Genomic DNA, 26,850 nt, shown 5'->3' on the forward strand with positions numbered 1-26,850 from the left:
AATGACGATCGCAGTGACGAAGTCACGTGTCGAGGACAAGCTTTACCAGAACCGCTACTTGGTGGATTCTGGCCGTCCGCATATCAAAGTGCGACCGCACGAGAGGCCAAGCGCGAACTTGCTCGCGCTGACCCACGTCTGCCCCGCGAAATGTTATGAGTTGAACGACAAAGGTCAAGTGGAGATCACTGCCGACGGCTGCATGGAGTGCGGCACCTGCCGGATTTTGTGCGAGACCAGTGGCGAGATCGAGTGGAACTATCCACGCGGCGGCTTCGGAGTCCTCTTCAAATTCGGATGAGGACGCACGCACCGCATCAAGAGGGTCAATCTTGGTACACCTGAGGTCGCGACCAACGCCAAGTCTATCTTTGCTTGAATTGCCGCGCCACGAAGAGAAGCTCGTGAATACTGTGCTTTCAGAATTCAGACTCAGATTCAAAAGGAGGAGCACTCTGGACGACAACCCCTGAGGTGTTTCCATGGCTCACGTACCGCAAGATCGGGTCGACGAGGTAGCACCTCGGGATACCCGCCCTGAACCGCCCATCAAAAGCATGCCCCAAGCAGATATCGCGCTCAGGGGACTCTACGAGATATCGAAGGTGCTGACCGCCCCCAGCGAGCTGGAGATTACGCTCGCCAATGTCGTGAACATCCTGCCTTCGTTTCTGCAGATGCGTCACGGAGCAATCGTCGTCCTGGACGCTGAAGGAGAGCCGGAGATTGCCGCAACTGCCGGCAATACCCACGCACCTCAATCAGGCACTCGCCGCGTCATACCACAGGCCATAACAGATCAAATCGTCGCTACGGGGACGCCGCTCTTCATACCGGACGTCCGCAAGTCCCAACTATTTCAGGCTGACCTTCAAACATCTTCGAGCAGCGGCACCATCCCAATTGCCTTTATCGGTATCCCGCTAAAGGCTGATCATAAAATCCTTGGGACATTGTCGATCGACCGCGCCGGAGACGGCGCCACCGACTTTCGCGACGACGAGGACACATACTTCCTGACGATGGTCGCCAACCTTGTCGGCCGGACGATCCGTCTCCATCGCATCCTGAGTACAGATCGTCAGCGGTCTGTCCATGAGCAATGGAGACCGGAGAAATCGCCCAACGAGGGGAGGACCTACGACCCTGCCCGGCATGCGGATGTCAAAATCGACGGGATCATCGGGGAAAGCCCCGCACTCAAGCAGGTGCTCGAAACCGTCTCGGTCGTAGCAGGGACCAATTCCACCGTGCTTCTGCGGGGTGAAAGCGGCACCGGCAAGGAGTTCTTTGCACAAGCCATCCATAAGCTCTCACGTCGGAGGAAGAAGTCTTTCGTCAAATTGAACTGCGCCGCACTGTCTGAAAGCGTTCTGGAGTCAGAACTGTTTGGGCATGAAAAGGGCGCTTTCACGGGTGCTATCTCCCAGCGCGCCGGTCGTTTTGAATTGGCAAATGAGGGAACGCTGCTACTTGATGAAATCGGCGAGATTTCGCCGGCCTTTCAAGCCAAGCTGTTGCGTGTCTTGCAGGAAGGCGAGTTGGAGCGAGTCGGCGGCACCAAAACGCTACAGGTCGACGTGCGCCTCATATGCGCCACCAACAAGGATCTCGAGACGGCCGTCATAAAAGGGGAGTTCAGGGCCGACCTTTATTACCGCATCAATGTGGTGCCAATTATCCTGCCTCCGCTCAGAGAGCGACCCGGCGATATTCCACGCCTTGCGAACGCCTTCCTCAATCGATTCAACAAGGAGAACGATCGCGCACTCGCCTTCGCGCCGTCGGCGCTTGACCTGATCTCGCAATGCTATTTCCCTGGTAACGTCCGCGAGCTGGAGAACTGCGTCCAAAGGACGGCCACACTTGCGCGTTCAAGGACGATCACGCCATCCGATTTCGCCTGTAAGAAGAGCCAGTGCCTTTCCTGGCTCCTCTGGAAGCGAGCCGACCGCTCGAATGGCGGCAATACCATCGACGATCTCGCACGGGTCAACGCAGTGCCGGTCGGATTGCGGCTGCCGGCCAGTCGCATCGGTGCCTCCGCAGGCAACGTATCTCCCCTTGCGGCCGGCGATCCAAACGATCCCGCTTGTCCCCCGCGTCTGACGGAACGCGACCGGCTGATCGACGCGATGGACAAGGCCGGTTGGGTTCAGGCCAGGGCGGCTCGTATCCTCGGCCTCACGCCGCGGCAAATCGGCTACGCGCTGCGCCGATATGGCATCGAGGTGAAGAAATTCTAGACGTCGTGATGACGTCAAACGTAAGCCCGGAGTAGTCTCCCTCACACCCTTCGCGCCCAAGGCTGGTAGCCTTCGCGACCCGATTTGCTTGTCCACTGTCGGAAGCCCGACAAAGGTGTGTCGGAGCAATCCGACGGAATCCGACACGAAAGCCAATTCGTGAACCAAAACCGCTCTTTGAGCTGGCATAGCTCTTGCGGTTTGAACTGCGACATTCACCTAGCAACGGAGCCGTTCGATGTCCGCACCGGCAATTTCGCTTGAGAGCCTCAGCACGACATTCGGTGACCAGTTGCTTGCCACCGTGAAAGCCGGTGGCTGCGCGTCTTCGTCCTGCGGCTCGTCGATAAAGCCGGACGACACGGATCCGGCTATCTGGGAGAAGATCAAGGATCACCCCTGCTTTTCAGAAGAGGCGCATCACTATTTCGCGCGCATGCACGTCGCGGTCGCGCCCGGCTGCAATATCCAGTGCAACTACTGCAATCGCAAATATGACTGCGCGAACGAAAGCCGGCCTGGGGTGGTCTCCGAAACGCTGACACCCGACCAGGCGCTACGCAAGGCGGTCGCGGTCGCCAACGAGGTGCCGCAACTCTCCGTGCTCGGCATCGCCGGACCGGGCGATGCCTGTTACGACTGGAAGAAGACGAAGGCAACGTTCGAACGAGTTGCCAGGGAAATCCCAGACATCAAGTTTTGCATCTCCACGAATGGGCTCGCGCTGCCGGACCATGTCGATGAGCTTGCCGACATGAATGTCGATCACGTGACGATCACCATCAACATGGTCGACCCTGAGGTCGGTGCAAAGATCTATCCTTGGATCTTTTACGACCATCGCCGCTACGTCGGCATCGAAGCCGCCCGGATCCTGCACGAGCGGCAGATGTTGGGTCTGGAGATGCTGACCGCGCGCGGCATCCTCACCAAAATCAATTCAGTGATGATCCCCGGCGTGAACGATGAGCATCTGATCAAGGTGAATAGATGGGTGAAGGAGCGAGGCGCGTTCCTGCACAACCTCATGCCGCTGATTTCGGACCCGGCGCACGGCACGCACTACGGACTGAGCGGGCAACGCGGCCCAAACGCAATGGAGATGAAGGCTCTTCAGGATCGTGTCGAAGGCGGCGCCCAGTTGATGCGCCACTGCCGGCAGTGCCGGGCAGATGCCGTCGGCCTGCTCGGTGAGGATCGTGGCCAGGAATTCACAGTCGACCGAATTCCCGGCGAGGTCACCTACGATGCCAGCAATCGCAAGGCCTATCGGGAGCTGGTCGCGGAGGAGCGCCGTGATCACGTGGCGGCTAGGAGAGAAGCGATCGGATTGGTCAAGGCAGCGAGCCCCGGCAAGTCCCTTCTCTTCGCGGTGGCGACCAAGGGCGGCGGCCGCGTCAATGAACATTTCGGCCATGCGAAGGAATTCCAGGTTTACGAAGCCTCGCCGAGAGGGATCAGCTTTGTCGGGCATCGCAAGGTCGAGCAGTATTGTCTCGGCGGCTGGGGCGCAGAGGCCACCCTGGATGGCGTCATCGCTGCGCTTGAGGGCATAGATGTCGTGCTGTGCGCCAAGATCGGAAACTGCCCGCAGGATCAGCTCGCCGACGCTGGAATCCAAGCCACCGACGCATATGCCCACGACTATATCGAAACCGCAATCAGCGCGATTTACGCGGCCGCGTCTGGGACCCCCGCACTCGCGGCGACGGCCTGAGCGCGTCTCATCCATTCGGACCAGGAGTTAAAATGGCTTTCAAGATCATCGCATCCCAATGCACCCAATGCGGCGCCTGCGAATTCGAGTGTCCCTCCGGCGCGATCAAGTTCAAAGGCGAGAGCTATGTGATCGAGCCGCAAAAGTGCACCGAGTGCGAGGGGGTCTTCGATGCGCAGCAATGTGCCTCGGTATGCCCGGTGCCGAAGACCTGCGTTCCTGCGTGACGAACATTGGGCTGCCGACATGGTCGGGGATGCCTTCGCAGGACGCCTGGAACGCCTTTGTTCACAATCTGCAGCCTCAAGAGAAATCAGGGAACGGACATGTCGCTCGGACGCGAAGAGGAGGTCGAAATCCGCAGGCCTCCACGATTCATGCAGGGAGAGCGGGTACGTGCCACTCGCCATATAAAAAATGACGGCACCTATCCTGGCAGGGAGATCGGCGAAAATCTCGTGCGGAAGGGCGACGAGGGATATGTGCGCGACATTGGCACCTTTCTCCAGCAGTTCTTCATCTATGCGGTCGAATGGATCGACCGTGGCACCGTCGTCGGCATGCGAGCGCGTGAACTGATGAGCCTCGACAAAGCCGAGGCGCCCTGCAGTGCCGATAGCAATACCAATGAAGGGACGGCCAGATGAAAGTCATGATCCGCAGGACCGATGCTGGCTTGTCGGCGTATGTCCCGAAGAAGGACCTCGAAGAGCCGATCATCAAGCTCGAGAAGGAAGAGTTGTGGGGCGGAACTGTGACGCTCAGGAACGGGTGGCGGCTCCTCCTACCCGATCTTCCACGGGATACGCGTCTGCCGATCACCGTCGAGGCAAGGAAGGTTTCCGAAGAGGACTGATGCTGCCCGTTCATAAGGTGCGTCGCGAGGAAACGAGCATGAACACGATCCTGACATCGGGCCACCTGGTCATCGTGCGGGACAGTTTTGCCGAAAAGCTGCTTGACCTGGCGAACGAAGCGCTCGCCGCCGATCAGGTGATCCCCTATCTCGGTCCGGGTCTTCTTGGGTTCAACTGTGCGGAACCGCCTGTGCCGCATACGCCGGAGCTCGTTGCCGCGGCACTCAATGCGCGGGCGCCAGCCCCTTCCAGGATCCGCACCAATATGTGGTCGGTTGCGCAGTTCATCGAACAGCGCCGGCATCGCCGGACGCTTCAAGCTTGGATGACCGACATATTCGCAGCGCCGGTGGCGCCGACCCTCCTCCACGCCTGGCTCGCAAGGCTGCCGCTCTCCCTCATCGTCGACAGCTGGTACGACGGCGCGATGCGCACGGCTCTCGTAGAGACCGGCCGAACGGACGTCGTTGAGATACAAGGCGTCACGCGGGCGAACGAAATCGGTAACATTTGGACGAAAACCTACGATTTGTCCGGGAGGGAACTCAACCCCCGATCGGGGGCGAAGACGGTTCTCTATACACCTCACGGGAGTATTAGGCCGGCGCAAAACTTTCTCGTCGCAGATTCCGACTATGTCGAAGTCCTGACCGAAATCGATATCCAGACACCGATCCCAGACGTGGTGAAGGAACGGCGCATCACCCGTGGATTTTTCTTCGTTGGCTGCCGCTTCAACGATCAGATGCTGCGCACCTACGCCAGGCAGATCATGAAGCGCTCCCGAGGTCCACATTGCGCGGTAATGGACGCGGAAACGCTGACCAGAAACGAAGCGCGTTTCCTTGCGGCAAGCGGAATCACGGTGATCGACATGCCAGTAAGTGAAGCCGCGGCTCGGCTTATAGGAACGCGCCCTGCTGCAGGTGGTGGACAGGATTAACAATGGCGGGCCCCTTTGATGATTGGTCCTTCGGCTTGCCTCGAAGGCGCAAAATGCAGTCGGGAATACACCCGTGAGCAGTGATGCTATCGGCAGCGCAACGAACGCTCTGAATTCGTTGACCGATGTGGAAGCGGCGCGCTGGGGCCGGGATTTGAGTACGCTGTTGCGCATCACGCGTATGAATTTGCGGCATCCCTGGCAGGTCGCCTTCGCTATGGGCTCGACGATCATGGCGGCAATCCTCCAGTTGCTCATTCCCCAGCTTCTCGGCCGGGCTGTCGACCAGACCCAGACAGCCATCGGGGGCGGTGTCGCGGGGACCGCGGCAGGACAAGCGCTCTGGATCCCGGCTCTCCTGCTGCTCGCCGTCAGCGCGCTACGCGGCCTTTTCACGATGGCGCAGAACTATTTTGCCGAAGCCGTCGGGCATCATGTCGCGTACGAACTGCGGCTCGCCTACTACGACAAGATCCAGCGTCTCAGCTTTTCCTTTCACGACCGGGTCCATTCAGGCGATCTGATCACCATCGGAATGCTCGATCTCCAAGGCGTGCGGATGTATTTTTCCACCGCGCTCGTTCGCGTGCTCCTGCTCACCATGCTGATCGGGATCGGCGCCTACATGATGATCTCGACCGATCCCATGCTCGGCCTGGTCGCGCTGAGCTTCGTGCCTTTTGTCGCCTGGCGCTCATCGGCCACACAGCTTAGGCTGCGCGCCACCTGGCTCGACCTGCATGAGCGGCTTTCGGTACTAAGCCGCGTGATGGAGGAAAATCTCGCAGGCATCCGCGTGGTCCGCGCTTTTGCGGCTCAAGCCTACGAGATGCTGAAGTTCGACGGCGCTTCCAAGAACGCGCTCGACCTCGCCCACGACCGCGTTGACATCTACGTGCCCAGCACGTCGGCGATGACCTTGTCCTTCTTTTTCGCAATGGGATTGGTGCTCTGGATCGGTGGCAGCAAGCTCGTCGCTGGCGAGATAAGCGTCGGAACGGTGGCGACCTTCCTGACCTTCATGACAATCCTGCAAATGCCAGTCCGCCAGATCGGCCTCATGGTCAATGCCTTTGCCCGCGCTTCTAGCTGCGGTTCGCGGCTTTTCGGTCTCCTCGACCAGGAGATCACAATCAGGGATGCTCTCGAGGCCAGACCGCTCGAGATAAGCGACGGCACTCTGCGCTTCCACAATGTCTCGTTTGCGTACCCCAGCGCCGAAAACCGCGCCATTTTGAAGAACGTCAGCTTTGAGGCCCGTAGAGGCGAGACGATCGCGATCGTCGGTCCGCCGGGTTCGGGCAAATCGACGATAGCTCATCTGGTCCCCCGCTTTTATGACGTGACCGGTGGCGCCATCACGCTGGACGGCCAGGACATACGCAATGTCACCCTCGCGACGCTTCGCAAGGCGGTCGCCGTCGTACAGCAGGATGCATTCCTATTCACCACTACGATCGAGAACAACATCGCTTATGGCGATCCCTGGGCGAAGAGACAGCGAATCGAACGCGCTGGCGAATTCGCCCAGCTCCACAACTACATCCTCGGGCTCCCAGCGGGCTACGAGACGGTCGTGGGCGAACGCGGCGTCTCTCTCTCTGGCGGCCAGCGCCAGCGTCTCACGATTGCTCGCACCATGATGCTGCGCCCCTCCGTCGTCGTTTTCGACGACTCAACGGCCGCGATCGATGCCGGCACCGAGCAGCGCATCCGCGCGGCGATGCGGCGCTTCGCCAAGGATCGGGTGACGATCATCATCGCGCACCGGCTGAGTGCGCTTATGCACGCCGATCAGATCCTTTTTGTCGATAACGGCGAAATCGTAGAACGCGGCACGCATCAAGAGCTTTTGGCGAAGCGGGGACGCTACAAGGCCCTTTACGATCTCCAGACGCGCCCGGGTGATGACAATATGACCCAGTATGGGGGCGCCCGCTGATGGCGCAGGGCCGCGCCGGCGAAGTCGAAGCCGAACGTGACGACGGCAGACGCCCTCCGCGCGCGGTTGTCGGCTCGCACCGCATCGAGGAGGAGATGTTCGGCCGGGCTTTCGACAAGAGCATCCTCCGGCGCATCTGGGCCTTCGTCCGTCCCTATCGGGCCAGGGTAGTCATCACGATTGCAGCAATGCTGATCTTCACCGGGACGCAGCTTCTCATCCCGTTGATCATCCGCTACGCGATCGACCAAGGCATGAACCCGGCAAGGACCGATCGCTCAGCCCAGCTTGCGGCCGTCGGCGCGTTCGTTTTGGCGATTTTGGTCAATTTCGCTGCCGGCTACATGCAGGAAACCGTGGTTGGGAAAGTGGCCGAAACTGTCCTGTTCGACATCCGCCGCGCCATGTTTGGCCATCTGCAGAAGGTTTCGCTCTCCTTCATGGACAAGACCGAGGTCGGACGCCTCATGTCGCGCCTGCAAGGCGACGTCAACTCCATACAGGAATTCCTCGAAACCTCGGTATATTCCGTAGGCGATGTTGCGCTTCTCTTCGGCATCGTTTTCGTAATGCTGTGGCTCGACTTCCGCCTCGGCCTCCTGACGCTCTCGGTTCTGCCGGTCCTGGTGATCGTCCGCATTGTCTGGCTGCCGCGTGCCCGCGCCGCCTTCATGGCTGCACACGAGACTAATTCCGTCGTCAACGGCGCGCTGGCCGAAGCCATTCACGGCGTGCGCACCGTCCAGTCCATGGACCGCCAGCAGGTGAATTCCATTCTTTTTGACGACAAGGCCCATGCCAACCTCAGGACCCACCTGATCGCTGCCAAATATGCACTGGTCATGGTGCCTATCGTCGATGGCCTCACCGGCCTCGCCATGGCCGCCGTTATTGTGGTCGGCGGCTCGATGGTCATGAATGGCCGCATAGATGTGGGCGTATTGGTTGCCTACCTATTTTACATCCAGCGCTTCTTTGACCCGATCCGCTCACTCACCCTGCAATATTCGGTCATGCAGCGCGCCATGGCCTCAGGCAAGCGCCTGACCGATGTGCTCGACGTCAAGATCGATGTTCAGGACAAACCTAATGCCGAGGTGCTTTCGCCCGAAATGGACGGCTCGGTCGAGTTCAGGGACGTCACCTTCGGCTACAATCCGAACCGTTCGGTGCTGAAAAATGTTTCCTTCCGGGTCAATCCCGGCGAGACGGTCGCACTGGTCGGGCCGAGCGGTTCTGGCAAATCGAGTGCGATGGCCCTGGTCCACCGCTTCTATGATGTTCAGCAGGGCCAAGTGCTGGTCGGCGGATATGATGTGCGCGATCTCACCCAGGAATCGCTCGGCCGCCAGGTCGCCATGGTGCTGCAGGAGCCATTCCTGTTCACCGGGACGGTCTTCGAGAACATTCGATACCACAAGACAGAGGCCACGCGAGACAGGGTGATCGAGGCGGCCAAGGCGGTCGGCGCCCACGACTTCATCATGAGCCTCGCCGATGGGTATGAGACCCAACTTGGCGAACGCGGCGACAACTTATCTCTCGGCCAGCGCCAGCTCATCAGTTTCGCTCGCGCCCTCGTCGCCGACGCCAAGATCCTCGTGCTCGACGAAGCTACCGCCAACATCGACAGCTACACGGAAATGCAGATTCAGAAGGCTCTGATAAAGCTGCTTCAAGGGCGCACTGGCCTCGTCATCGCCCACCGTCTTGCCACGATCCGGGGTGCCGACCGCATCATCGTGCTTCAGAATGGCCAAGTTATTGCGACTGGCAACCACGATCAGCTAATAGCCATGGGGGGTCTGTATTCCAAACTCTACAATCTCAACTACGCCTCCTTTGACGATATTCCAGAACACGATACGACCGTACAAGCCGGCTCCCAGACCTGACGTCTTGGCGGCCTTGTGGTACTGACATTGACTTCGGGCGTGCCGGCGGACACTCAGGCCGCCGCAGACGGGGAAGCAGGCAGCATTCATGCAAAGCACTCGCGCGGATCGTGAAGACCGGCTGCGAACGATTTCCTCCAGCGTCGTTATCCGACCGCGGTGCACGCCGCGACATCGGGCGAACTCGCTCCAGGTGGTGTCGTTCGGCGTAGCAAAGCCGCTCGCGAGCGCGCCCTCAACAGCGCCGTAGCGAGTGACGGCTTTGCTACCGCCGAGCCGCTGATGAAGCTGGATGCGGGAGCCGCCACCGGCGCCGCCCCGGTCGAGAAGAACCTCTTGCGGCGGGCTATGGGACTAGCGCGAGCGCGACGAGCAGATGCGTGCCGGCATCGTGACGCGCTCGGCCATCATCTCCTTAGGATCGTGCAGTCTCACACCGTGCCCAGATGCCGGCCAACGCACAAACCTGGTAATCTGTGCCGCCGGCTCGTCGTCAGTTTGGCCTCCCTCACGATTTCCCAATCCCCACCACGTGCACGCTCGAGCAATGTGAGGGAGCGCTGTTACAACGATTTACCTTCGGATCAGACCGCGAATTTCATGGTCAGCCAAGTCGAGCCATGATTTCGGATTGAATGGTCGTCGCGGTGTATAGGGAAGCATCTAGCGGCAGATTCCCAAATGCCAGTTGACAAAGAAGGTAGTTAGCACCTGCCTCTTCCAACTGACTGAGCAGAGCTTCTCGCACAGACGCTGCTGATCCTACCACGCACAATTCACTCTCGACTGCCGCATCGAAGGTCAGCGGCAGGTTGGGTGGAGTGGGGATAGCGTTAAGCTCGTAAAGGAATTGGAAGCTCTTGAGCCATCGTTCGTAAGCAGGTGCCGCGAGCGAATAGGCATGTGTGTCACAACGCCCAACCACGACCATGCGGAGCAATCCAATAAATGGCGCTCGATCGCCCGCGCCAGTGTTGTCCTCTTGATAGGCGCGGAACGCATCAGTAGTTTTGCGAACAGAAGAGGAAGGTCCTACACACGCGATATTTGCTCCATTCGCAGCGGCCCAGGCTGCGGACTCGGGTCGATTGGCGGCGACCCATGTCGGCGGATGTGGACGCTGATGAGGTCTTAGCGTCAAAGGAACGTCATTGAGCTCAAAATGGCGGCCTTGATAGCACAGCGTGCCAACCTTCATGGCATTAACAAGTATTTCAACAAGAATTTCGCTGGCTTCCGCATAGCGGCCCGGCACCGCGTCCGCACCAATCCCGAAGTAACCCAATTCGATCGGGAGAGCACCGCGCCCTATGCCCAGTTCGAGCCTGCCACCGCTCAACTGGTCCAGCATACAGATCTCTTCGAACGCACGCAGCGGATGATAAAGCGCAAGCAGCATCACCAAGGGTCCGAGACGCAGGCGCCGGGTGCGCTGGGCGACGCTCGATAAGAACAGATTCGGCGATGGACCTCTCCCATGGGGGGTACAGTGGTGCTCTGCGAGATGATAGGCATAGAACCCTAGCTGATCGCACGCCTCTGCTAATATCAGGCGATCTTCGTACTGCCGGGCGATATCGAGGCCGTCCTCGTCCAGATGATCGAAGATGCCGAAGGCTAGGTTTGAAGGAAAGACGTTTGTCACTCGATATTGTCCCCGATTTTAAAGAAAAATGTTGTCGTGCTTGGGTGACCAAGCAAGTCTAAAGATAGCAATGTGTGATATCGGATTAGCGTCAGCGTACCGAACGAGCAGAGCCTGACGCTCCCCTGCCCGTGGTGCTTGGTATGTTTAAGCTTCCAACTATATCGCGAGCGGCAGCAAGAAATGCATCCAATTGCTCTTTTGTGCCGATGCTGACGCGGATGCAATGTTCCAAACCATTGTCCGGAAAGTAGGCAACGAGTATCTTTTGCCTTTCCAAGGCTGCTTGCCACCATGAGCCGTCCTGTCCCGCTGGCACACGGGCTAGCAAGAAATTTGCGTGGGAGGGCGTTACGGAAAATCCAAGTTGCGACAGTGCGGCTGTCACTCGCTGTCGTTCATGTCTGATGTGCTTGTGGTTCTCTGCGTAGGCGCCGCGATGCGCAAGCACGCTGATACCAACCGCATGCCCGATCACGTTCATGTTGAAGACGTTCTGGATGTTGCGCAGCCTGCCAATAATCTCAGGGTGACCGAAACCGAAACCGACGCGAATGCCGGCGGCGGCATAGCTCTTCGAAAATGTTCTCAAGATCAGAAGGTTCGAATAACGGTTGATGAGGCGCAGCCCGTGATCGGGTGCAAAGTCGACGTAGGCCTCATCAAGGACGACCAGGCGATCCGATTGTGCCACGAGGCGTTCGATATTGCTTATCGAGAGGAATGTTCCGGTCGGATTGTTTGGATTGGCCACCAGAATGAACTTGGCGTCTTTTGCCGGACCGGAAAGCAATTGCTCCATTGGCAGCGAATGAGTTTGACATCCGATCTCGAGAAACTCAGCACCATGCAACATGGCAAGTTTGCGGTTGAACGAAAACCCTGGCGATATCATCGCCACCTTGTCGCCAGGGGCGAGGAAAGCTCTGTAGATGAGTCCGAGCAGTTCAGACGACCCGTTGCCTGCGATGACCTGATCCGTGGATACCCCATAGGTATTGGACGCTGCTTCCCTCAAGCTGATGTTATCGTCGTCCGGATACAGATACTGGCGATTGAGGGCCGCCACTGCACTTTGCATTATGATTGGCGGCAACGGAAACGGGTTCTCATTCGTATTCAGCTTGACAAAACTTTTGTCCGGCGCTGGTCCGTTGGACGGCAGAGCATCTAACTGTCGCGTCCCTTGCGGAAGAGACGAAAGCACAGCTTGCAGTTTTGCATCGGACATATTTTATCTCCGTTTCAGTCGCACAGGGGCATCCGTATGAGCTCGCAACGAGAGCAACATGGCGGACGGATTGACGATGGCAGCGTCGCCTTTCACAAGATGGTCGCAACGCCGGCTGCCACGGGAATTCGGCCAGGCTGTCCTCGGTCGGATCGACTTGACGCGGACGCGGATCTGCATCCCTGCACGGGCCAAGCCGCTAAGCGGTCTCAGCTAATCCGCCTGAGTCATGCTTTCACAGACGCTTGATCTCGATGCCGTATTTCCTCAGCACGTAGCCAATCTGGCGCGGGGTCAGTCCAAGCAGGCGCGCCGCCTTTGCCTGTACCCAGCCACATCTTTCCATGGCAGCAATGACGCGCTCGGCGTCGGTGGTCCTCGCGCCCAATGAGTGCGTTGCTCCGGCAGGCGGGACTGTGGTGGCGGCCGAACGAGCGGCCGCATCCGGCGGCGTGGCCGGATTCACTGCCTCTGGCAGGATTGGCGCTGGTTGCAGCGCGGCCTTGCCCGATCTGCTCTTCCGCAGCGCCTCGGCAAAGCATTGGTCGTGGGAGCACGCAAAGTCGTTTCTCCCGATTGATAGTCCCTCCGCCAGGATCGCTGTCCGGTGCACGCAATTTTCAAGCTCGCGAATGTTGCCGGGAAATTCACATTTCATCAGTACTTCAATCGCACGCGGATCGAAGGTCAGGGTACGGCCGTTCTCATCGTTGAAATTCTTGAGAAACTCAGCTGCGAGGAGCGGAATATCGCTGCGCCTTTGGCGTAGCGCCGGCACCAGCAAGGGAACCACGTTGATGCGATAATATAGGTCGGCGCGGAACTCATTCCTTGCAACCGCCTCTTCAAGGTTCCTGTTCGTGGCGGCAATCACGCGAACGTCGACCTTGATGGTCTGGTTGCTGCCGACGCGCTCAAACTCCTGCTCCTGCAGCACGCGCAGTAGCTTTGCCTGGAAGGAGGCCGAGATCTCGCCGATCTCATCCAGAAACAACGTCCCCTTGTCGGCGAGCTCAAAGCGACCCTTGCGGGAATTGAACGCACTTGTGAAGGCACCCTTCTCATGACCGAACAGTTCGGATTCCAGGACTGTCTCTGGCAGCGCTGCACAATTGAGTTTGATGAAGGGCCGCTTGGCGCGCGGCGACAACTCGTGAATTGCCTTGGCGACCAGCTCCTTCCCGGTACCGGATTCGCCTCGCAACAGAACCGTGGTCTTTGCCTTAGCTACCACTGCGATCTTCTCGAGCAGCGCGCTTAGCGCCGGACTATCGCCAATCATCCCCTTGACGTGAACCTTCTTGCGCTGCGGTGCAGGGTGCTTGACATCAGAGAATTGCGTTTGCAGCCGATCTTCCACCTCTGTCGGTCGTTCGCGGTCGCCCGCGGAGAAGCGGTGCAACTTGACTGTCTGTCCCACCATGTTGGCGATCATGGTGAGCAGCCGGACATCATAATCGAGCCGATACGTTGACCTGCTGTCCAAGGCGCGGTCGATAGTCAGCGTGCCTACGGCGTTCCCATCAACACGAATGGGAACGCCGATGAACGACACGGGGTCGGAGGCCCCAAGCACCTCTATGTCAGCGGCAGTGAAGGCCGAATGCACCGCTATGTTCTCGGCGACGAGCGGCGTGTCCGTCGTCACAATCCGATCGATTGCCTCGCGCGGCAGACGCATCCGGGAGCGCTCATCGCTGTTCTCGTCGCAGCCGGTGACTACGGTGATGTCCAGTATGCCCTCAGCGTCGAAGAGAGCGATGATGCCGTGCCGCATCTGCACAAACGAGGGCAGGAGATCGACGACCTTGGCCAACGTGACTTCGAGCCGGGCGGGGTCGGTGAGTACTTTCGATATTTCGAAGATGCCGGTAAGCGCGTGCTCGTGCGATGGCACAAAAGGGACCGCGGTGTTCGTCTCGGACTTTGGGTAAGCCCTTTTCTCATCCGGAAGCGAAATGCGGCACTCGCTGGCATTTTGTTCTGATTTGGGAATGTTGTGGTGCATGTGATCCTCGATCTCGCGCCATGAAATGCATGCCGGCGGCATGTGCGCCCGCGACGTCGCGGGCAAGCGCGAAAATGCTCTGACGTGAACTCGTGCCACCGCCGTGTGGTCGAGTACAAAGCGGGTCGACCCCTGACGCATCGCTTGGCTCTCCCTCCACGAAGCTTGGCCACGTTCTCGGCTTGCACGGGGGCAACCACACGTTGATTTTCAAAAGACTGGAGCGAGGCGGGATAGTCAATCGAGCTTTCTTTCATTCGTGAAAGGAAACCTCGCGGCCTATGATACAATTCATCAGTTCTAATTTTTGTCGGCGATGTTGAACGACAGAAATACGGCGCCGGCGATGCGGTGCCCGAGCGGCTGACCGCGCCGAGTTGCCGGGCCGTGCCAGTCACCAGCGCCTGCGAACCAGGGGCGGGAGCGATAATCACTGCCGACGACACTGGTCGGTCGCGGCAACCGCCATTTCCTCGATATTGATGACGCAGATAAGGCGGCGGCGTCGCGTGTGAAGGCGCGAAGGTGGCGGTCGAGCGCGGCTTTCTCGGCGGTGCTTGGAACTTCTGAACCGCATCGTCGCGGTCAGCACCAGCGGCGTCAATCCCTACGTCTCGACGTCGCTTTCAAGCTGTCGCTGCAGCGGGAGCGCGGCAAAGAACACGGCAATTCTGCACCCTGGTGCCAGCGATGCGGCCCTTCCCAAAGTCGGCAAACCGAGGAGCCCGCCACGATGTGCAGCAAAACCGCAAGCCAGAGAGATCGACCGGCAATCTGCCGGAGAACATCAAGCGCGTGCTGGACGGCGGCCTTGTCATTCCCGTCTTGTGCCACCGCATTCATCCCATCATTGGCGAGCCCAACGTCAGTTCAGGTCATGCGGATCCATTTGGCATGGGTATTGCGGCGGCGTTGGTGCAGCGTTCGACCGGAGCGCCGCGATAGGGAGAAGCCCGGGAGAAGTCACGCCACCTCGATCCGGTCAGGGAGAGAGAAACAGTGTCAGCTGCACAAGTCCGCGGCGCGAGTCCCGCGCCCCGCAAACCCTTCTATGCCAAGCTTTACGCGCAGGTGCTTGCCGCCATCGCCCTCGGCGTCGCAATTGGCTATTTCTATCCAGGGACCGGCGAGAGCCTGAAGCCGCTGGGCGATGCGTTCATCAAGCTGGTCAAGATGATCATCGCGCCTGTCATCTTCCTGACAATTGCGACCGGCATTGCCGGCATGAACGATCTTCACAAGGTCGGCCGGGTCGCCGGCAAGGCAATGGTCTATTTCCTCACCTTCTCGACGCTGGCGCTGATCGTCGGCCTCATCGTCGCCAATGTCGTCCAGCCTGGCGCCGGCCTCAACATCGATCCGGCCTCGCTCGATGTCCAGGCCGTGAATACCTATGCCGCAAAGGCCCACGAGCAGTCGGTCACCGGCTTCCTGATGAACATCATCCCGCCAACGATTGTCGGTGCCTTCGCGGAAGGCGACATCCTGCAGGTGCTGTTCTTCTCGGTTCTGTTCGGCATGGCGCTCGCGATGGCCGGAGAGACGGGCAAGCCTGTCGTTTCCTTCCTTCAGGCGCTCATCGCGCCTGTCTTCAAGCTCGTCGGCATTCTGATGAAAGCCGCGCCGATCGGCGCTTTCGGCGCAATGGCCTTCACCATCGGTAGATATGGCATCGGTTCGGTCGTCAACCTCGCGATGCTGGTCGCGACGTTTTATTTCACCGCCTTCCTCTTCGTGTTCGGGGTTCTCGGCGCGGTCTGCCGCTACAACGGCTTTTCGATCTGTTCTCTTATTCGCTACATCAAGGAAGAGCTGCTGCTTGTCCTCGCAACGTCCTCCTCGGAGGCCGCGCTCCCCTCGCTCATGCAGAAGATGGAGAAGGCGGGCGCCAGGCGTTCGGTTGTGGGTCTCGTCATCCCGGCCGGATATTCGTTCAATCTGGACGGCACGAATATCTACATGACCCTGGCGGCCCTCTTCATCGCGCAGGCGACGAACACGGATCTGTCAATCGGCGATCAGGTGCTGCTGCTGCTCGTTGCGATGCTTTCCTCCAAGGGCGCTGCAGGTGTGACAGGTGCGGGCTTCATCACCCTGGCTGCTACGCTCGCCGTAGTTCCGAGTGTTCCCGTTGCTGGGATGGCACTGATACTCGGCATCGACCGCTTCATGTCCGAATGCCGGGCGCTGACGAATTGCGTCGGCAACGCAGTGGCATCCCTCGTCGTTGCCCGCTGGGAAGGAGAATTGGACCGAGCGCAGATGAAAGCCGCCTTCTGCGGTCATCAGCTTGCCGAGGCATCAAACCGGCTATCCTCCGCCGAGTAAGGTCGACGCACCGCGACCGGTTTCGCCAAGCTGGTCACATGACCTGAACGATCGACTCGCAGGCTCTAAACGGCGCCTCACGGACCATGTATCAGAAGCGCAATATGTGTGAGTGCAAATCATCGCCGCCCTAAGCGAATGAACCTTCCGTTATACCCGGCCGGTCTACATCTGGAGTAGTCCAATACGCTGTCGATCATTCAGTATGCGGGCGTCTCCACTTTGCCCACCCGAAACCATTGTCGAATCGCGCTAGGTGACAGAGAGCCAGCCTGCGTCAAAAACCAATCAGAATAGGATCCATGACCAAGCGCCCCACAATTGCCGATCTCGCCCGCGAAGCCCGAGTCAGCGTAGCAACGGTCGATCGGGTTCTGAACGCCCGCCATCCGGTGCGCGAGGAGACCGCGCGGCGGGTCCACGACGCCGCCCACGCGATCGGCTATCATGCTGCCGGGCTCATCAAGCAGCGCTTGCGGCGAGACCTACCGTGCTACCGTCTGGGCTTCATCTTGAGAAAACCGGCCCAGCATTTCTACCAAGACTTTGCGCGCGAGGTCGAAGCGTCGGTCAATTTGGCCCAGTCCTTCCACGGCATTCCGCTCATCCAATTCGCCCCGTCACATATGCCGAGCGACCTAATCGCACCGCTCAAGGATTTGGGCGCACGCTGCCATGCGATCGCGATGGTGGCACCGGACCACCCGAAAATTACAGCAGCGGTTGAGGACCTCAAGGCCAAAGGCATTCCGGTTTTCTCGCTGCTTTCCGACTTCGCCGCCGGCGTGCGACAGGGCTATATCGGCCTCAACAACCGCAAGGTGGGGCGCACGGCCGCTTGGATGGTGTCCAAGGTCGCAAAACGGCCCGGCAAGGTGGCGGTGTTTGTCGGCAGCCATCGTTTCCAGGGGCACGAGCTCCGTGACGTCGGCTTTCGCTCCTATTGCCGTGAGAACGCGCCGACGTTCGAGGTGCTCGATCCGCTTGTGAACCTGGAGAAACGGCAGGTCACCTACGAGGCAACGCTTGATCTCATGCAGCGGGAACCCGAGCTCGTCGGCTTCTATGTCGCCGGCGGCGGCATGGAGGGCGCCATCTCCGCGGTCCGGGAAGAGGGTAAAAGTCGCGATCTCGTCGCGATCGTGAATGAAATCACGCCGGAATCTCGGGCGGCACTCGCAGATAACATCATCACGATGGCGGTCGCCACGCCAATGCGCCGGCTTTCCCAGGAGCTGATAACGCTGATGACGCGGGCTATCGAGACCGGCACTGCTGAAACACCAGGACAGACATTTCTGCCGTTCGACATCCATCTGCCGGAAAATATATGAAGCTGATGGATTCTATCGTAAGCGGGGAGTTTCCTTTCATAAATGAGAGAAAGTTGATTGATGATCCGATCCACGCGGGGTAGCCGCACCCCACAGGCCTCAGCCGCGGCCCAGGATGAAAGCGCCGATTGAGTGAACGGATCGGCCGCGCGTTCAGGCGGAAGCGCGAGGTAAATTCCCTGCATCCGCAGCGTCGACCTCGACCGGCTTCATTGCCAACATCTCGACGTTGTCGGTGCAGGGCGGTGTCGTCAAGGATGCCTCACGCCAGTAGCCGAGCGAGGCCGGCACAGTCCATTGGGATCGACCTCGTCGACCGCCATCTCCTCGCCTGGCCGCGCGTGAAAAGCCGCGGCAAGGCCGGCAAAGTTGGCATTTGAGTGGGGCTAAACATCTTCTGGGACTTCGCACGCGAAATCGGAGGCGGCAGTCAACTCAGCACCAACCGGGCATGTGTTCTGCTCGTTCCTGGCCCTCGTACTCAGCAAGGAACTGCGCCGCTCTGCCCCGAATGGCAACCGCTCCTCCGCGACCGCCTCCAGGAGCCACCATCGAAAAGGATGGTCGCGTCGTCACCACCACGTCACGGCAAAAGTGGGCAACGTCTTGAAGGCAGCTGGCATCGCTCTGCGACACAGCTCGACAAACAACTCGCCTGAGATCACCCCCAAAAAGGTAGTGGTAACACGCGCCGGCGCGCGCCTAACATGCTGATTAATGACATTATTCTTACAGCCGGTGTTTAAGTGGGGCTAAATCTCTTCTGGGACTTCGCACGCGAAATCGGAGGCGGCATTCAATTCGGTACCAACAACGGCAAGGTCGGATCCGGCGTGCCCGAGACGCTCAATAGTTTCAAGCAAAGGCGCCAGGCGAGATGCCTCCTGCAACATCATTTCCCGCATCCACAGGCTTGCCGGATCAGTATTGTGAAGCGCAGGCCATTGGACGGCCTCCGTGAATGCGGGATGAGGAAGTGGCGGCGGAAGTCCGACAATCCGCAGGGGTGTTGTTTTTGCGAAATGCTGCGCCAGCCGTAAGGGCATGGTCCCGATGCGGTTGGTGCCTGATACAACGGGCGGGATCATGCTAAAGCCCTGTACGACGACCTCGATACGTCTCTCGAAACCGTGCTCGAGCAAATACCATTCCTCCATGGTGGGCTGCCGGGTGTGCCTGAATCTGAGCACAACATGCCCCATGGACAAGTATCGCTCGAATGTAAGTGGCTCTGACAGCTGCTTGTTCGTGCCGCAGCCTACGCATACGAGCATATCTTCGAACAGGGCTGCGCGAGGATGTTTCGACATGAACACTTCCGGCATAATCAGAAAATGAACGTCGCCGCGCCGGAGAAGCTCCTCGGGGTCGTCGGAAATAGGCAGACATTCGAAGCGGACGGCGGGAGCTTCCCGCGCAGCACGCTCTACGATCTTCTTAAAAAATACGAGCGTGAGGTAATCGGAAAGCATGATTCGGAAGAGACGATCCGATTGGGCTGGGTTAAAGGCGTCCCAGGAAATAATCGATAGCTGGATGTGCAGCAATGCGTCCCGGACTGCTGGGGCGAGCCCCTCCGCGCGCGGTGTCAAAATGAGCTCGCGGCCGTTCATCGCAAATAGCTCATCGCTGAAATAGGCGCGTAACCGAGCGACGGCGGCGCTCATGGCCGGCTGGCTCAGGTTAATACTCCGGGCCGCCGCGGTGACTTTACGTTCCCTGATCAGAGCGTCCAGCACAACGAGGAGATTTAGATCCAGCCCCTTAAAACGCATGTCCTGATCTATCCAGCGTGTGGATGGGTATCATCTAAACAATCAATTTTACGAATTTACGAACCATGCATTAGAGGAACGTAAATGACCGACGTCAAGCTCAAATCGACGGCGCCGCAACACGGGCGGGAACATCGAGAGAGCTCATTTGCGAGCCCGACCGGCTGGCTCACCTTCGCTAACGACAACGGTTGAGTGCAGTCAAACAACGCCGCCGCTTTGGCCGGGTAATGCGGCCCGCAAGAAACCAATAAGAAAGAGAGATCCTGAATGCGCTCGCAGGTGCAGTGGAAGTTGTGCTGGGAAAATGAGTTGCAGCTCTCCGACCATGTCGAGCTCGCCAAGTTCTTTCGAAATACCTATGGGCCGACTGGGGCGTGCAACGCAGAACCGTTCGAAGGTAGTCGAAGCTGGGCCGGAGCCAGGCCTGAACTCCGCGTAATCGCCTATGATTCGAGCGGTGTAGCGGCCCATATGGGCATACTGCGCCGTTTCGTCAAGGTTGACGCGGTCGATCTATTGGTGGCTGAGCTGGGCCTGTACGGGGTACGTCCGGATCTTGAGGGCCTCGGAATCGCCCATTCAATCCATGTCATGCTTCCAACACTGCAGGAGCTTGGCGTTCCATTCGCTTTCGGAACCGTCCGGGACGCGCTGCGGAATCATGTTGAGAGGTTCGGGCGGCGATACAGCCCTTTGGCTGTTTTGTCGGGAATTCGCGTGCGCTCCACCCGACCAGAGGCGCGCCTCGACCTGCCGCCCACACGCATCGATGACGCACTCGTCATTGTTCTGCCAGTTGGACGACCGATCAGCGAATGGCCCACCGGCGCGATGATCGATCGGAACGGACCAGAGCTATGAGCCGTCCCGATTGCTTATACGAAGTGCGCCGTGAGTGCTCTGACGGCACCGGCCGTCGCAGCGTTTATCTGACGTTCGACGACGGTCCCAATCCACTTTTCACACCGGAGATTCTGGATGTGTTGGCAGAGCAGCGGGTGCCGGCGACTTTCTTCGTCATCGGCGCCTACGCCTTAGAGCACCCGGATCTAATCCAACGAATGTTTGCAGAAGGGCACGAGCTAGGCAACCACACGATGACTCATCCGGATCCGTACAAATGCGGCTTCGGCGAAGTGCAACGTGAGATCTTTGAAGCGAACGGCGCCATCATGAGGGCGTGCCCTCAGGCCTCGGTGCGCTATATTCGCGCGCCCTACGGCGCCTGGAGCGAAGAAGTCTTCACAGCGTCACAGATCGCCGGGCTGACGGCCCTCCATTGGTCCGTCGACCCTCGAGATTGGTCTCGCCCTGGGGTCGACGCGATTATCGATACCGTGCTCGCCTCTGTCCGGCCGGGCGCAATCGTACTCTTGCACGACGGATGCCCTCCCGGCGAGTTGAGCCAGGGCGCTCACGCCGGTCTGCGCGACCAGACGGTCACGGCGCTGTCCCGTCTGATTCCAGCACTTCATGAGCGCGGATTTGTAATCCGCTCACTTCCTCAACATCACTGAACAAACGAGATCCCATGACTCTTCTTGGTACAACCAGCACTGTGGCCATTTCGCTTTATGCACTGCTCTCGACTACTTATAAGAGCATGCAGGGGATTTATGCTCTGCCGACAAACGACTCATCGGCGTTGGAGGATCTCGTCGGCTCCGATCAACTGCCCAGCGTGGATGTCATCGTCCCCTGCTTCAACGAGGATCCGCGCACGCTTTCAGAGTGCCTGGCTTCCATTGCAGACCAAGAATACGCCGGAAGACTTCGGGTCTATGTGGTTGATGACGGTTCTGGAAATCGCGAAGCCGTAGGAACTGTCCACGAAACCTACGCGCGCGACCCTAGGTTCGACATCATTTTGCTTCCCGAGAATGTTGGAAAGCGCAAGGCACAGATCGCCGCGATACGCCGCTCATCCGGGGATTTGGTGCTTAACGTTGATTCAGACACGATACTCGCGTCCGACGTCATTACCAAGCTTGTACCGAAGATGCGAGATCCAGCGGTCGGCGCAGTCATGGGTCAGTTGACGGCCAGTAACCGGAGCGAGAGCTGGCTGACCAGGCTGATAGACATGGAGTACTGGCTGGCTTGCAACGAGGAGCGCGCGGCACAGGCTCGCTTCGGTGCCGTTATGTGCTGTTGCGGCCCATGTGCCATGTACCGCCGGTCTGCGCTCCTTTTGTTACTGGACCAGTACGAGTCGCAATTTTTTCGGGGCAAGCCAAGCGACTTCGGTGAGGATCGCCATCTCACTATCCTCATGCTGAAAGCAGGCTTTCGAACCGAGTACGTTCCGAGCGCCATCGCGGCCACAGTCGTTCCGAACAGACTCGGACCGTATCTGCGCCAACAACTCCGTTGGGCACGAAGCACATTCCGGGACACGCTGCTTGGGCTGCGCTTGCTGCCCGGCCTCAATAGCTATCTCACGTTGGACGTGGTCGGACAGAATCTCGGGGCGCTACTCCTCGCCCTATCGGTACTAACGGGCCTCGCACATTTCGCACTGACAGGCACTGTGCCTTGGTGGACAGGACTGATGATTGTGTCCATGACCATGGTCCGATGCAGCGTGGTAGCAGTTCGTGCTCGACAGTTTCGATTTCTGGGCTTTTCCCTGCACACGTTCATCAACATCTTTCTCTTACTTCCCTTGAAGGCCTACGCGCTGTGTACATTGAGCAATAGCGATTGGCTGTCGCGAAGCTCTGCTGTCGCTACATCGAACACTGGGGGAAAACAGGCCCCCACCCAAACTCCGATCACTGGATCAAGCAGGGCAGAATTCTCACCGCATGCAGCTCCGCTTCGCAGGCTCAATCTTGGGCGGGATTCTTCGGGATTAGCGCTTTCGGGCAACATTTGCGGCGACGAGTGATCGCTAATTACCTAGGTGGACGAGAGGTGGACGAGTTTGACCCAGAACATGAATCATCAGTTGCTCGATCGGGAATTGGCCGCAGACGATCCGTGGCGCCTCGACCGCAATCCGTTCGAGCGGGAGCGCCACACGCAAATGCTCCAGCTGGCGCTTGCCCAAGGCTCCATTACAAATGCCCTCGAAGTCGGGTGCGCTGCCGGCGCATTCACGGAAAAACTAGCCCCCTACTGCCAAGGGCTCACCGTCATCGATGTCGTGGCGCAAGCGATTGCTCGAGCACGTCAACGGATAAAGGAGCCGTCGCGCATCAACTGGATAGTCTCCGATGTTCAACAGTTTTCGACCGACGAGTTGTTTGACCTGATCGTTGTGGCGGAGGTCCTATACTACCTCGAAGACATAGCCGAGATGCGCGCGGCCGTCAAAAACCTGGTGCGGGTGCTTGCGCCAGGCGGGCATCTGATCTTCGGATCGGCAAGGGATGCTAATTGCCGTCGCTGGGGTCACGCCGCTGGTGCTGAGCCGGTCATCGCCATGCTGAACGAAACGTTGATCGAGGTAGAGCGTCTTGAGTGTCGGGGCGAGTCGGTCAACGAAGACTGCTTGCTCGTCCGTTTCCGGAACCCGCTTTCCGCTTCCTGATGAATCGAATCTATCGCCGTTAACGTGGAGACACTATGCGCATCTGTGGTACCAAGCTGACCCATGATGGGGCGATCGCCCTTGTCGAGGATGGACGGCTCGTCTTCTGCGTAGAGCAGGAAAAGCGGCACAACAATCCGCGTTACCAAACCATCGATAATCTCGACGCAATTGTCGCCGCTTTGGCGGAACAGGGGCTAAATCCTTGTGATGTCGATCAGTTCGTTATCGACGGCTGGGATGGCGAAGACGAGTCACAGTTTCAGGTCCGGCAGGCAACAGCAACCGCCAGTCGTGGCGACGCTCTCGGTAAAATGAACCCATGTCCACGGTAACGATCGATCTTACTGACGTAAGCAAAACTTATGACAAGCTCGTTGTCGACAGACTGTCGTTCCGCGTTACGGCGGGGGAATGCTTCGGGCTCTTGGGACCGAACGGTGCGGGCAAAAGCACGATTGCGCGTATGGTCCTCGGCATGACATCGCCTGATGCGGGGAAGATTACTGTGCTCGGCGCTCCAGTGCCGGCGCGCGCGCGTTTGGCACGTATGCGCATCGGCGTGGTCCCGCAGTTCGACAATCTTGATACCGCGTTCACTGTACGCGAGAACCTGTTGGTGTTCGGGCGCTACTTCCGGATGAGCAGACGCCAGATCGAAGCGGTCATACCGTCGCTGCTTGAGTTCGCCCGCCTCGAGAACAAAGCGGATGCGCGCGTCGCCGAACTGTCCGGCGGCATGAAGCGGCGCCTGACGCTCGCGCGTGCGCTGATCAATGACCCGCACTTGCTGGTGATGGACGAGCCGACCACCGGCCTCGATCCGCAGGCCCGCCACCTGATCTGGGAACGGCTGCGATCGCTGCTGGCGCGGGGCAAGACTATTCTTTTGACTACCCATTTCATGGAAGAGGCCGAGCGGCTGTGCGATCGGCTGTGCGTTATGGAGGAGGGGCGCAAGATCGCCGAAGGCCGCCCGTCCGCACTCATTGACGAGCAGATCGGCTGTGACGTGGTCGAGGTCTACGGCGGCAATCCGCATGAACTGGGTGCGCTGATCCGGCCGTACGCACAGCGCATCGAGGTGAGCGGTGAGACGCTTTTTTGCTATGCACCCGATCCGGAGCAGGTGCTGGGGCAGCTACGCGGGCGCGCGGGTCTGCGCCTTCTGCAGCGTCCCCCCAATCTCGAGGATGTGTTCTTGCGGCTAACCGGGCGCGAGATGGAGGACTGAACAATGGGCGAACGTTATGCGGCGGGCATGCCCGCCAATGCGTGGAATTGGGTCGCGGTTTGGCGCCGCAACTATCTTGGATGGAAGAAAATCGGGCTTGCATCGGTTCTCGGCAACCTCGCCGATCCGATGATCTATCTGTTCGGTCTCGGCTTTGGCATCGGAACAATGATAGGTCCTGTTGAGGGCACTTCGTACATTGCGTTTCTCGCGGCTGGCATGGTTGCCACAAGCGCGATGGCATCGGCGACCGCTGAAACGGTTTACGGGAGTTTCGGACGCATGGACAACCAGCGCACCTGGGAAGGAATGCTATGCACTCAGCTGACGCTCGGCGATATCGTACTCGGCGAATTGGCGTGGGCAGCCACCAAGGCCCTGATGGCGGGCACAGCAATCACCATTGTTGCCACCACGCTCGGCTACACATCGTGGCCATCCATCCTCTGCTTGCTGCCAGTCATCGCTCTCAGTGGCCTCGCCTTCGCGAGTCTAGCGATGGTCGTCACGGCGCTTGCGCCCAGTTATGAATATTTCATATTTTATAATACGCTTGTTATAACACCCATGCTGTTCCTTTGCGGCGCGATGTTTCCGGTCAACCAATTGCCCGGCGCTTTTCAGGACGTCGCCTCCTTGTTGCCGCTCGCACATGCAATTGACCTCATTCGTCCGGCGATGCTTGGCCGTCCGGCCGGCAGCATGGGCCTGCATATCGGCGCGCTTTGCATATACACGGTTTTGCCGTTCTTCCTATCGGTTGCTCTATTTCGTCGTCGGCTGATGCGTTGACGCTACTCACCATTCGTAAAATTGTTTCTTTGGGCGATACCCATCCACGCGTCGGATAGGTCAATACATGCGTTTTAAGGGACTCGATCTAAATCTCCTGGTTGTGCTGGATGCTTTGATCAGGGAGCGTAAAGTCACCGCCGCGGCCCGCAGTATTAACCTGAGTCAGCCGGCCATGAGCGCCGCCGTCGGTCGGTTACGCGCCTATTTCAGCGATGAGCTATTTACGATGAACGGCCGCGAACTCATTTTGACACCGCGCGCGGAGGGGCTCGCCACAGCAGTCCGGGAGGCATTGCTGCACATCCAGCTGTCGATTATTTCCTGGGACGCCTTTAACCCGGCCCGATCGGATCGTCGCTTCCGCATCATCCTTTCCGATTACCTCACGCTCGTATTTTTTAAGAAGATCGTAAAGCGTGCTGCGCGGGAAGCTCCCGCCGTCCGCTTCGAATGTCTGCTTATTTCCGACGACCCCGAGGAGCTTCTCCGGCGCGGCGACGTTGATTTTCTGATTATGCCGGAAGTGTTCATGTCGAAACATCCTCGCGCAGCCCTGTTCGAAGATATACTCGTATGCGTAGGCTGCGGCACGAACAAGCAGCTGTCAGAGCCACTTACATTCGACCGATACTTGTCGATGGGGCAGGTTGTGCTTAAATTCGGGGACACCCGGCAGCCCTCCATCGAGGAATGGTATTTGCTCGAGAACGGTTTCGAGAGACGTATCGAGGTCGTCGTACAGGGCTTTAGCATGATCCCGCCCCTTCTATCAGGCACCAACCGCATCGGGACAATGCCCTTACGGCTGGCGCAGCATTTCGCAAAATTAACACCCCTGCGGATTGTCGAACTTCCGCCGCCACTTCCTGCCGCATTCACGGAGGCCGTCCAATGGCCTGCGCTTCACAATAATGATCCGGCAAGCCTATGGATGCGGGAAATGATGTTGCAGGAGGCATCTCGTATGATTACCCCGCCTAAGAGCACCGGACGTCTCAGTTGTCGGCCGACGACCCCTCGGTTATGAGAGGAGGCATGGATGGCGATTGGGATTGGGCGATTCCTGCATTGTCGAGAACGATGCAGGGAGAGCAGATCCTTCAGCCTGAAGAGGTGGCAGCGATGCTGCCGCTGCATGAGCTTGGCTGGGGAACCGACGGGCGAACGAATTCGGGTGCGCTCGCAACACGGTGCCTCGGTATCTAAGCGAGGGCGGGACTGTTCCGTTTCGCAAGCCTGTGCGGCCGACCGCGTTTGACGGACTGGACGATTGGCTGCGGGAGCGCTTCTTCCCCCATGGCTCGGGCTGGATGACGATCTCGACCCGCTCCAGATGCGCCGGGAACGCCTTGCGCGGTCGCG

23 protein-coding genes and 2 pseudogenes are annotated in these 26,850 nt (G+C 58.9%); 21 read left to right on the forward strand and 4 right to left on the reverse strand.

Annotated elements, in window-relative coordinates; genetic code table 11:
• The first annotated feature begins 1 nt into the window (after position 1).
• The 9 genes from X773_RS61530 to X773_RS61570 all read left to right on the forward strand — a co-directional run bounded on the left by X773_RS61530 (position 2) and on the right by X773_RS61570 (position 9,600).
• On the forward strand, positions 2-301 hold the full coding sequence (locus X773_RS61530; RefSeq protein WP_023678245.1) for a ferredoxin family protein: 300 nt from the start codon (positions 2-4) through the stop codon (positions 299-301).
• A 181-nt stretch (positions 302-482) separates the two neighbouring features.
• Positions 483-2,246: a nif-specific transcriptional activator NifA gene (gene nifA, locus X773_RS61535; protein ID WP_036238852.1), complete on the forward strand. Its 1,764-nt coding sequence runs from the start codon at positions 483-485 to the stop codon at positions 2,244-2,246.
• 238 nt (positions 2,247-2,484) lie between these two features.
• Positions 2,485-3,963: a nitrogenase cofactor biosynthesis protein NifB gene (gene nifB / locus X773_RS61540; RefSeq protein ID WP_023678247.1), complete on the forward strand. Its 1,479-nt coding sequence runs from the start codon at positions 2,485-2,487 to the stop codon at positions 3,961-3,963.
• Complete coding sequence (locus X773_RS78215) at positions 3,879-4,190, forward strand: 4Fe-4S dicluster domain-containing protein (RefSeq protein WP_245274753.1); 312 nt, start codon at positions 3,879-3,881, stop codon at positions 4,188-4,190. Before nifB ends, X773_RS78215 begins: the two co-directional genes overlap by 85 nt.
• 99 nt (positions 4,191-4,289) lie before the next feature.
• Positions 4,290-4,610 (forward strand): nitrogen fixation protein NifZ, encoded by a 321-nt coding sequence (locus tag X773_RS61550; protein ID WP_023678249.1) that lies wholly within the window; start codon positions 4,290-4,292, stop codon positions 4,608-4,610.
• Positions 4,607-4,819, forward strand: a complete 213-nt coding sequence (gene nifT / locus X773_RS61555; protein WP_023678250.1) for a putative nitrogen fixation protein NifT — start codon at positions 4,607-4,609, stop codon at positions 4,817-4,819. Before X773_RS61550 ends, nifT begins: the two co-directional genes overlap by 4 nt.
• A 38-nt stretch (positions 4,820-4,857) precedes the next feature.
• Positions 4,858-5,763, forward strand: a complete 906-nt coding sequence (locus X773_RS61560; protein ID WP_023678251.1) for an SIR2 family protein — start codon at positions 4,858-4,860, stop codon at positions 5,761-5,763.
• A 73-nt stretch (positions 5,764-5,836) separates the two neighbouring features.
• On the forward strand, positions 5,837-7,705 hold the full coding sequence (locus tag X773_RS61565) for an ABC transporter ATP-binding protein (RefSeq protein ID WP_023678252.1): 1,869 nt from the start codon (positions 5,837-5,839) through the stop codon (positions 7,703-7,705).
• The gene (locus tag X773_RS61570) at positions 7,705-9,600 is read left to right on the forward strand and encodes an ABC transporter ATP-binding protein (protein ID WP_023678253.1); all 1,896 of its coding nucleotides are present in this window, start codon (positions 7,705-7,707) and stop codon (positions 9,598-9,600) included. Before X773_RS61565 ends, X773_RS61570 begins: the two co-directional genes overlap by 1 nt.
• Before the next feature lie 604 nt (positions 9,601-10,204).
• Here the strand turns inward: X773_RS61570 and X773_RS61575 are convergent.
• From X773_RS61575 to nifA (X773_RS61585), 3 genes are all read right to left on the reverse strand, one after another.
• A complete protein-coding gene (locus X773_RS61575) occupies positions 10,205-11,245 on the reverse strand; it encodes an LLM class flavin-dependent oxidoreductase (RefSeq protein WP_023678254.1) in 1,041 nt (346 codons plus the stop codon).
• A 91-nt stretch (positions 11,246-11,336) separates the two neighbouring features.
• Positions 11,337-12,476: a histidinol-phosphate transaminase gene (gene hisC, locus X773_RS61580; RefSeq protein ID WP_023678255.1), complete on the reverse strand. Its 1,140-nt coding sequence runs from the start codon at positions 12,474-12,476 to the stop codon at positions 11,337-11,339.
• Between the two features lie 235 nt (positions 12,477-12,711).
• The gene (nifA, locus tag X773_RS61585; RefSeq protein ID WP_084641380.1) at positions 12,712-14,484 is read right to left on the reverse strand and encodes a nif-specific transcriptional activator NifA; all 1,773 of its coding nucleotides are present in this window, start codon (positions 14,482-14,484) and stop codon (positions 12,712-12,714) included.
• 735 nt (positions 14,485-15,219) lie between these two features.
• On the opposite strand from nifA (X773_RS61585), the gene X773_RS61590 reads away from it, so the two are divergent.
• From X773_RS61590 to X773_RS61600, 3 genes are all read left to right on the forward strand, one after another.
• Positions 15,220-15,429 (forward strand): hypothetical protein, encoded by a 210-nt coding sequence (locus X773_RS61590; protein WP_156937379.1) that lies wholly within the window; start codon positions 15,220-15,222, stop codon positions 15,427-15,429.
• Between the two features lie 54 nt (positions 15,430-15,483).
• Entirely contained in the window at positions 15,484-16,812 is a 1,329-nt protein-coding gene (locus X773_RS61595) for a dicarboxylate/amino acid:cation symporter (RefSeq protein WP_023678259.1), read from the forward strand.
• A 302-nt stretch (positions 16,813-17,114) separates the two neighbouring features.
• The gene (locus tag X773_RS61600) at positions 17,115-18,146 is read left to right on the forward strand and encodes a LacI family DNA-binding transcriptional regulator (RefSeq protein WP_023678260.1); all 1,032 of its coding nucleotides are present in this window, start codon (positions 17,115-17,117) and stop codon (positions 18,144-18,146) included.
• Positions 18,147-18,898: 752 nt separating this feature from the next.
• Here X773_RS61600 and X773_RS61605 read toward each other — a convergent pair.
• Positions 18,899-19,921, reverse strand: coding sequence for a LysR family transcriptional regulator (locus X773_RS61605; RefSeq protein WP_023678261.1), 1,023 nt, complete (start codon positions 19,919-19,921; stop codon positions 18,899-18,901).
• 270 nt (positions 19,922-20,191) lie between these two features.
• Here X773_RS61605 and X773_RS61610 point away from each other — a divergent pair, with 270 nt between their 5' ends.
• From X773_RS61610 to X773_RS74735, 9 genes and pseudogenes are all read left to right on the forward strand, one after another.
• Positions 20,192-20,785, forward strand: coding sequence for a NodA family N-acyltransferase (locus tag X773_RS61610; RefSeq protein WP_023678262.1), 594 nt, complete (start codon positions 20,192-20,194; stop codon positions 20,783-20,785).
• Complete coding sequence (gene nodB / locus X773_RS61615; RefSeq protein WP_023678263.1) at positions 20,782-21,441, forward strand: chitooligosaccharide deacetylase NodB; 660 nt, start codon at positions 20,782-20,784, stop codon at positions 21,439-21,441. The genes X773_RS61610 and nodB overlap by 4 nt, the downstream gene beginning before the upstream one ends.
• Before the next feature lie 14 nt (positions 21,442-21,455).
• Complete coding sequence (gene nodC / locus X773_RS61620) at positions 21,456-22,814, forward strand: chitooligosaccharide synthase NodC (RefSeq protein WP_023678264.1); 1,359 nt, start codon at positions 21,456-21,458, stop codon at positions 22,812-22,814.
• A gap of 48 nt (positions 22,815-22,862) precedes the next feature.
• A complete protein-coding gene (nodS, locus tag X773_RS61625) occupies positions 22,863-23,459 on the forward strand; it encodes a nodulation methyltransferase NodS (protein WP_031212099.1) in 597 nt (198 codons plus the stop codon).
• Positions 23,460-23,494: 35 nt separating this feature from the next.
• Positions 23,495-23,728: pseudogene (locus X773_RS61630) on the forward strand (carbamoyltransferase N-terminal domain-containing protein); the annotation flags it as partial.
• A gap of 53 nt (positions 23,729-23,781) precedes the next feature.
• On the forward strand, positions 23,782-24,693 hold the full coding sequence (nodI, locus tag X773_RS61635; protein ID WP_023678267.1) for a nodulation factor ABC transporter ATP-binding protein NodI: 912 nt from the start codon (positions 23,782-23,784) through the stop codon (positions 24,691-24,693).
• A 3-nt stretch (positions 24,694-24,696) separates the two neighbouring features.
• Positions 24,697-25,485: an ABC transporter permease gene (locus tag X773_RS61640; RefSeq protein WP_023678268.1), complete on the forward strand. Its 789-nt coding sequence runs from the start codon at positions 24,697-24,699 to the stop codon at positions 25,483-25,485.
• A gap of 67 nt (positions 25,486-25,552) precedes the next feature.
• Positions 25,553-26,515, forward strand: a complete 963-nt coding sequence (locus tag X773_RS61645; RefSeq protein ID WP_023678269.1) for a LysR family transcriptional regulator — start codon at positions 25,553-25,555, stop codon at positions 26,513-26,515.
• A gap of 8 nt (positions 26,516-26,523) precedes the next feature.
• Positions 26,524-26,786, forward strand: a pseudogene (locus X773_RS74735) (hypothetical protein); the annotation flags it as partial.
• Between the last annotated feature and the right edge of the window lie 64 nt (positions 26,787-26,850).

Origin of the sequence: Mesorhizobium sp. LSJC280B00 (assembly GCF_000502835.1) — a bacterium.
Taxonomy (GTDB): Bacteria; Pseudomonadota; Alphaproteobacteria; order Rhizobiales; family Rhizobiaceae; genus Mesorhizobium.

Bases quoted from the DNA above. Each gene is read 5' to 3' on its own strand.
- X773_RS61570 (WP_023678253.1), top strand. From the start codon at position 7,705: ATGGCGCAGGGCCGCGCCGGCGAAGTCGAAGCCGAACGTGACGACGGC.
- nifA (WP_084641380.1), bottom strand. From the start codon at position 14,484: ATGCACCACAACATTCCCAAATCAGAACAAAATGCCAGCGAGTGCCGC.
- X773_RS61600 (WP_023678260.1), top strand. From the start codon at position 17,115: ATGACCAAGCGCCCCACAATTGCCGATCTCGCCCGCGAAGCCCGAGTC.
- nodC (WP_023678264.1), top strand. From the start codon at position 21,456: ATGACTCTTCTTGGTACAACCAGCACTGTGGCCATTTCGCTTTATGCA.
- nifA (WP_036238852.1), top strand. From the start codon at position 483: ATGGCTCACGTACCGCAAGATCGGGTCGACGAGGTAGCACCTCGGGAT.
- nodS (WP_031212099.1), top strand. From the start codon at position 22,863: ATGAATCATCAGTTGCTCGATCGGGAATTGGCCGCAGACGATCCGTGG.
- X773_RS61610 (WP_023678262.1), top strand. From the start codon at position 20,192: ATGCGCTCGCAGGTGCAGTGGAAGTTGTGCTGGGAAAATGAGTTGCAG.
- X773_RS61530 (WP_023678245.1), top strand. From the start codon at position 2: ATGACGATCGCAGTGACGAAGTCACGTGTCGAGGACAAGCTTTACCAG.
- X773_RS61605 (WP_023678261.1), bottom strand. From the start codon at position 19,921: ATGCGTTTTAAGGGGCTGGATCTAAATCTCCTCGTTGTGCTGGACGCT.
- nifT (WP_023678250.1), top strand. From the start codon at position 4,607: ATGAAAGTCATGATCCGCAGGACCGATGCTGGCTTGTCGGCGTATGTC.
- nodB (WP_023678263.1), top strand. From the start codon at position 20,782: ATGAGCCGTCCCGATTGCTTATACGAAGTGCGCCGTGAGTGCTCTGAC.
- hisC (WP_023678255.1), bottom strand. From the start codon at position 12,476: ATGTCCGATGCAAAACTGCAAGCTGTGCTTTCGTCTCTTCCGCAAGGG.
- nifB (WP_023678247.1), top strand. From the start codon at position 2,485: ATGTCCGCACCGGCAATTTCGCTTGAGAGCCTCAGCACGACATTCGGT.
- X773_RS61550 (WP_023678249.1), top strand. From the start codon at position 4,290: ATGTCGCTCGGACGCGAAGAGGAGGTCGAAATCCGCAGGCCTCCACGA.
- X773_RS61560 (WP_023678251.1), top strand. From the start codon at position 4,858: ATGAACACGATCCTGACATCGGGCCACCTGGTCATCGTGCGGGACAGT.
- X773_RS61645 (WP_023678269.1), top strand. From the start codon at position 25,553: ATGCGTTTTAAGGGACTCGATCTAAATCTCCTGGTTGTGCTGGATGCT.
- nodI (WP_023678267.1), top strand. From the start codon at position 23,782: ATGTCCACGGTAACGATCGATCTTACTGACGTAAGCAAAACTTATGAC.
- X773_RS61640 (WP_023678268.1), top strand. From the start codon at position 24,697: ATGGGCGAACGTTATGCGGCGGGCATGCCCGCCAATGCGTGGAATTGG.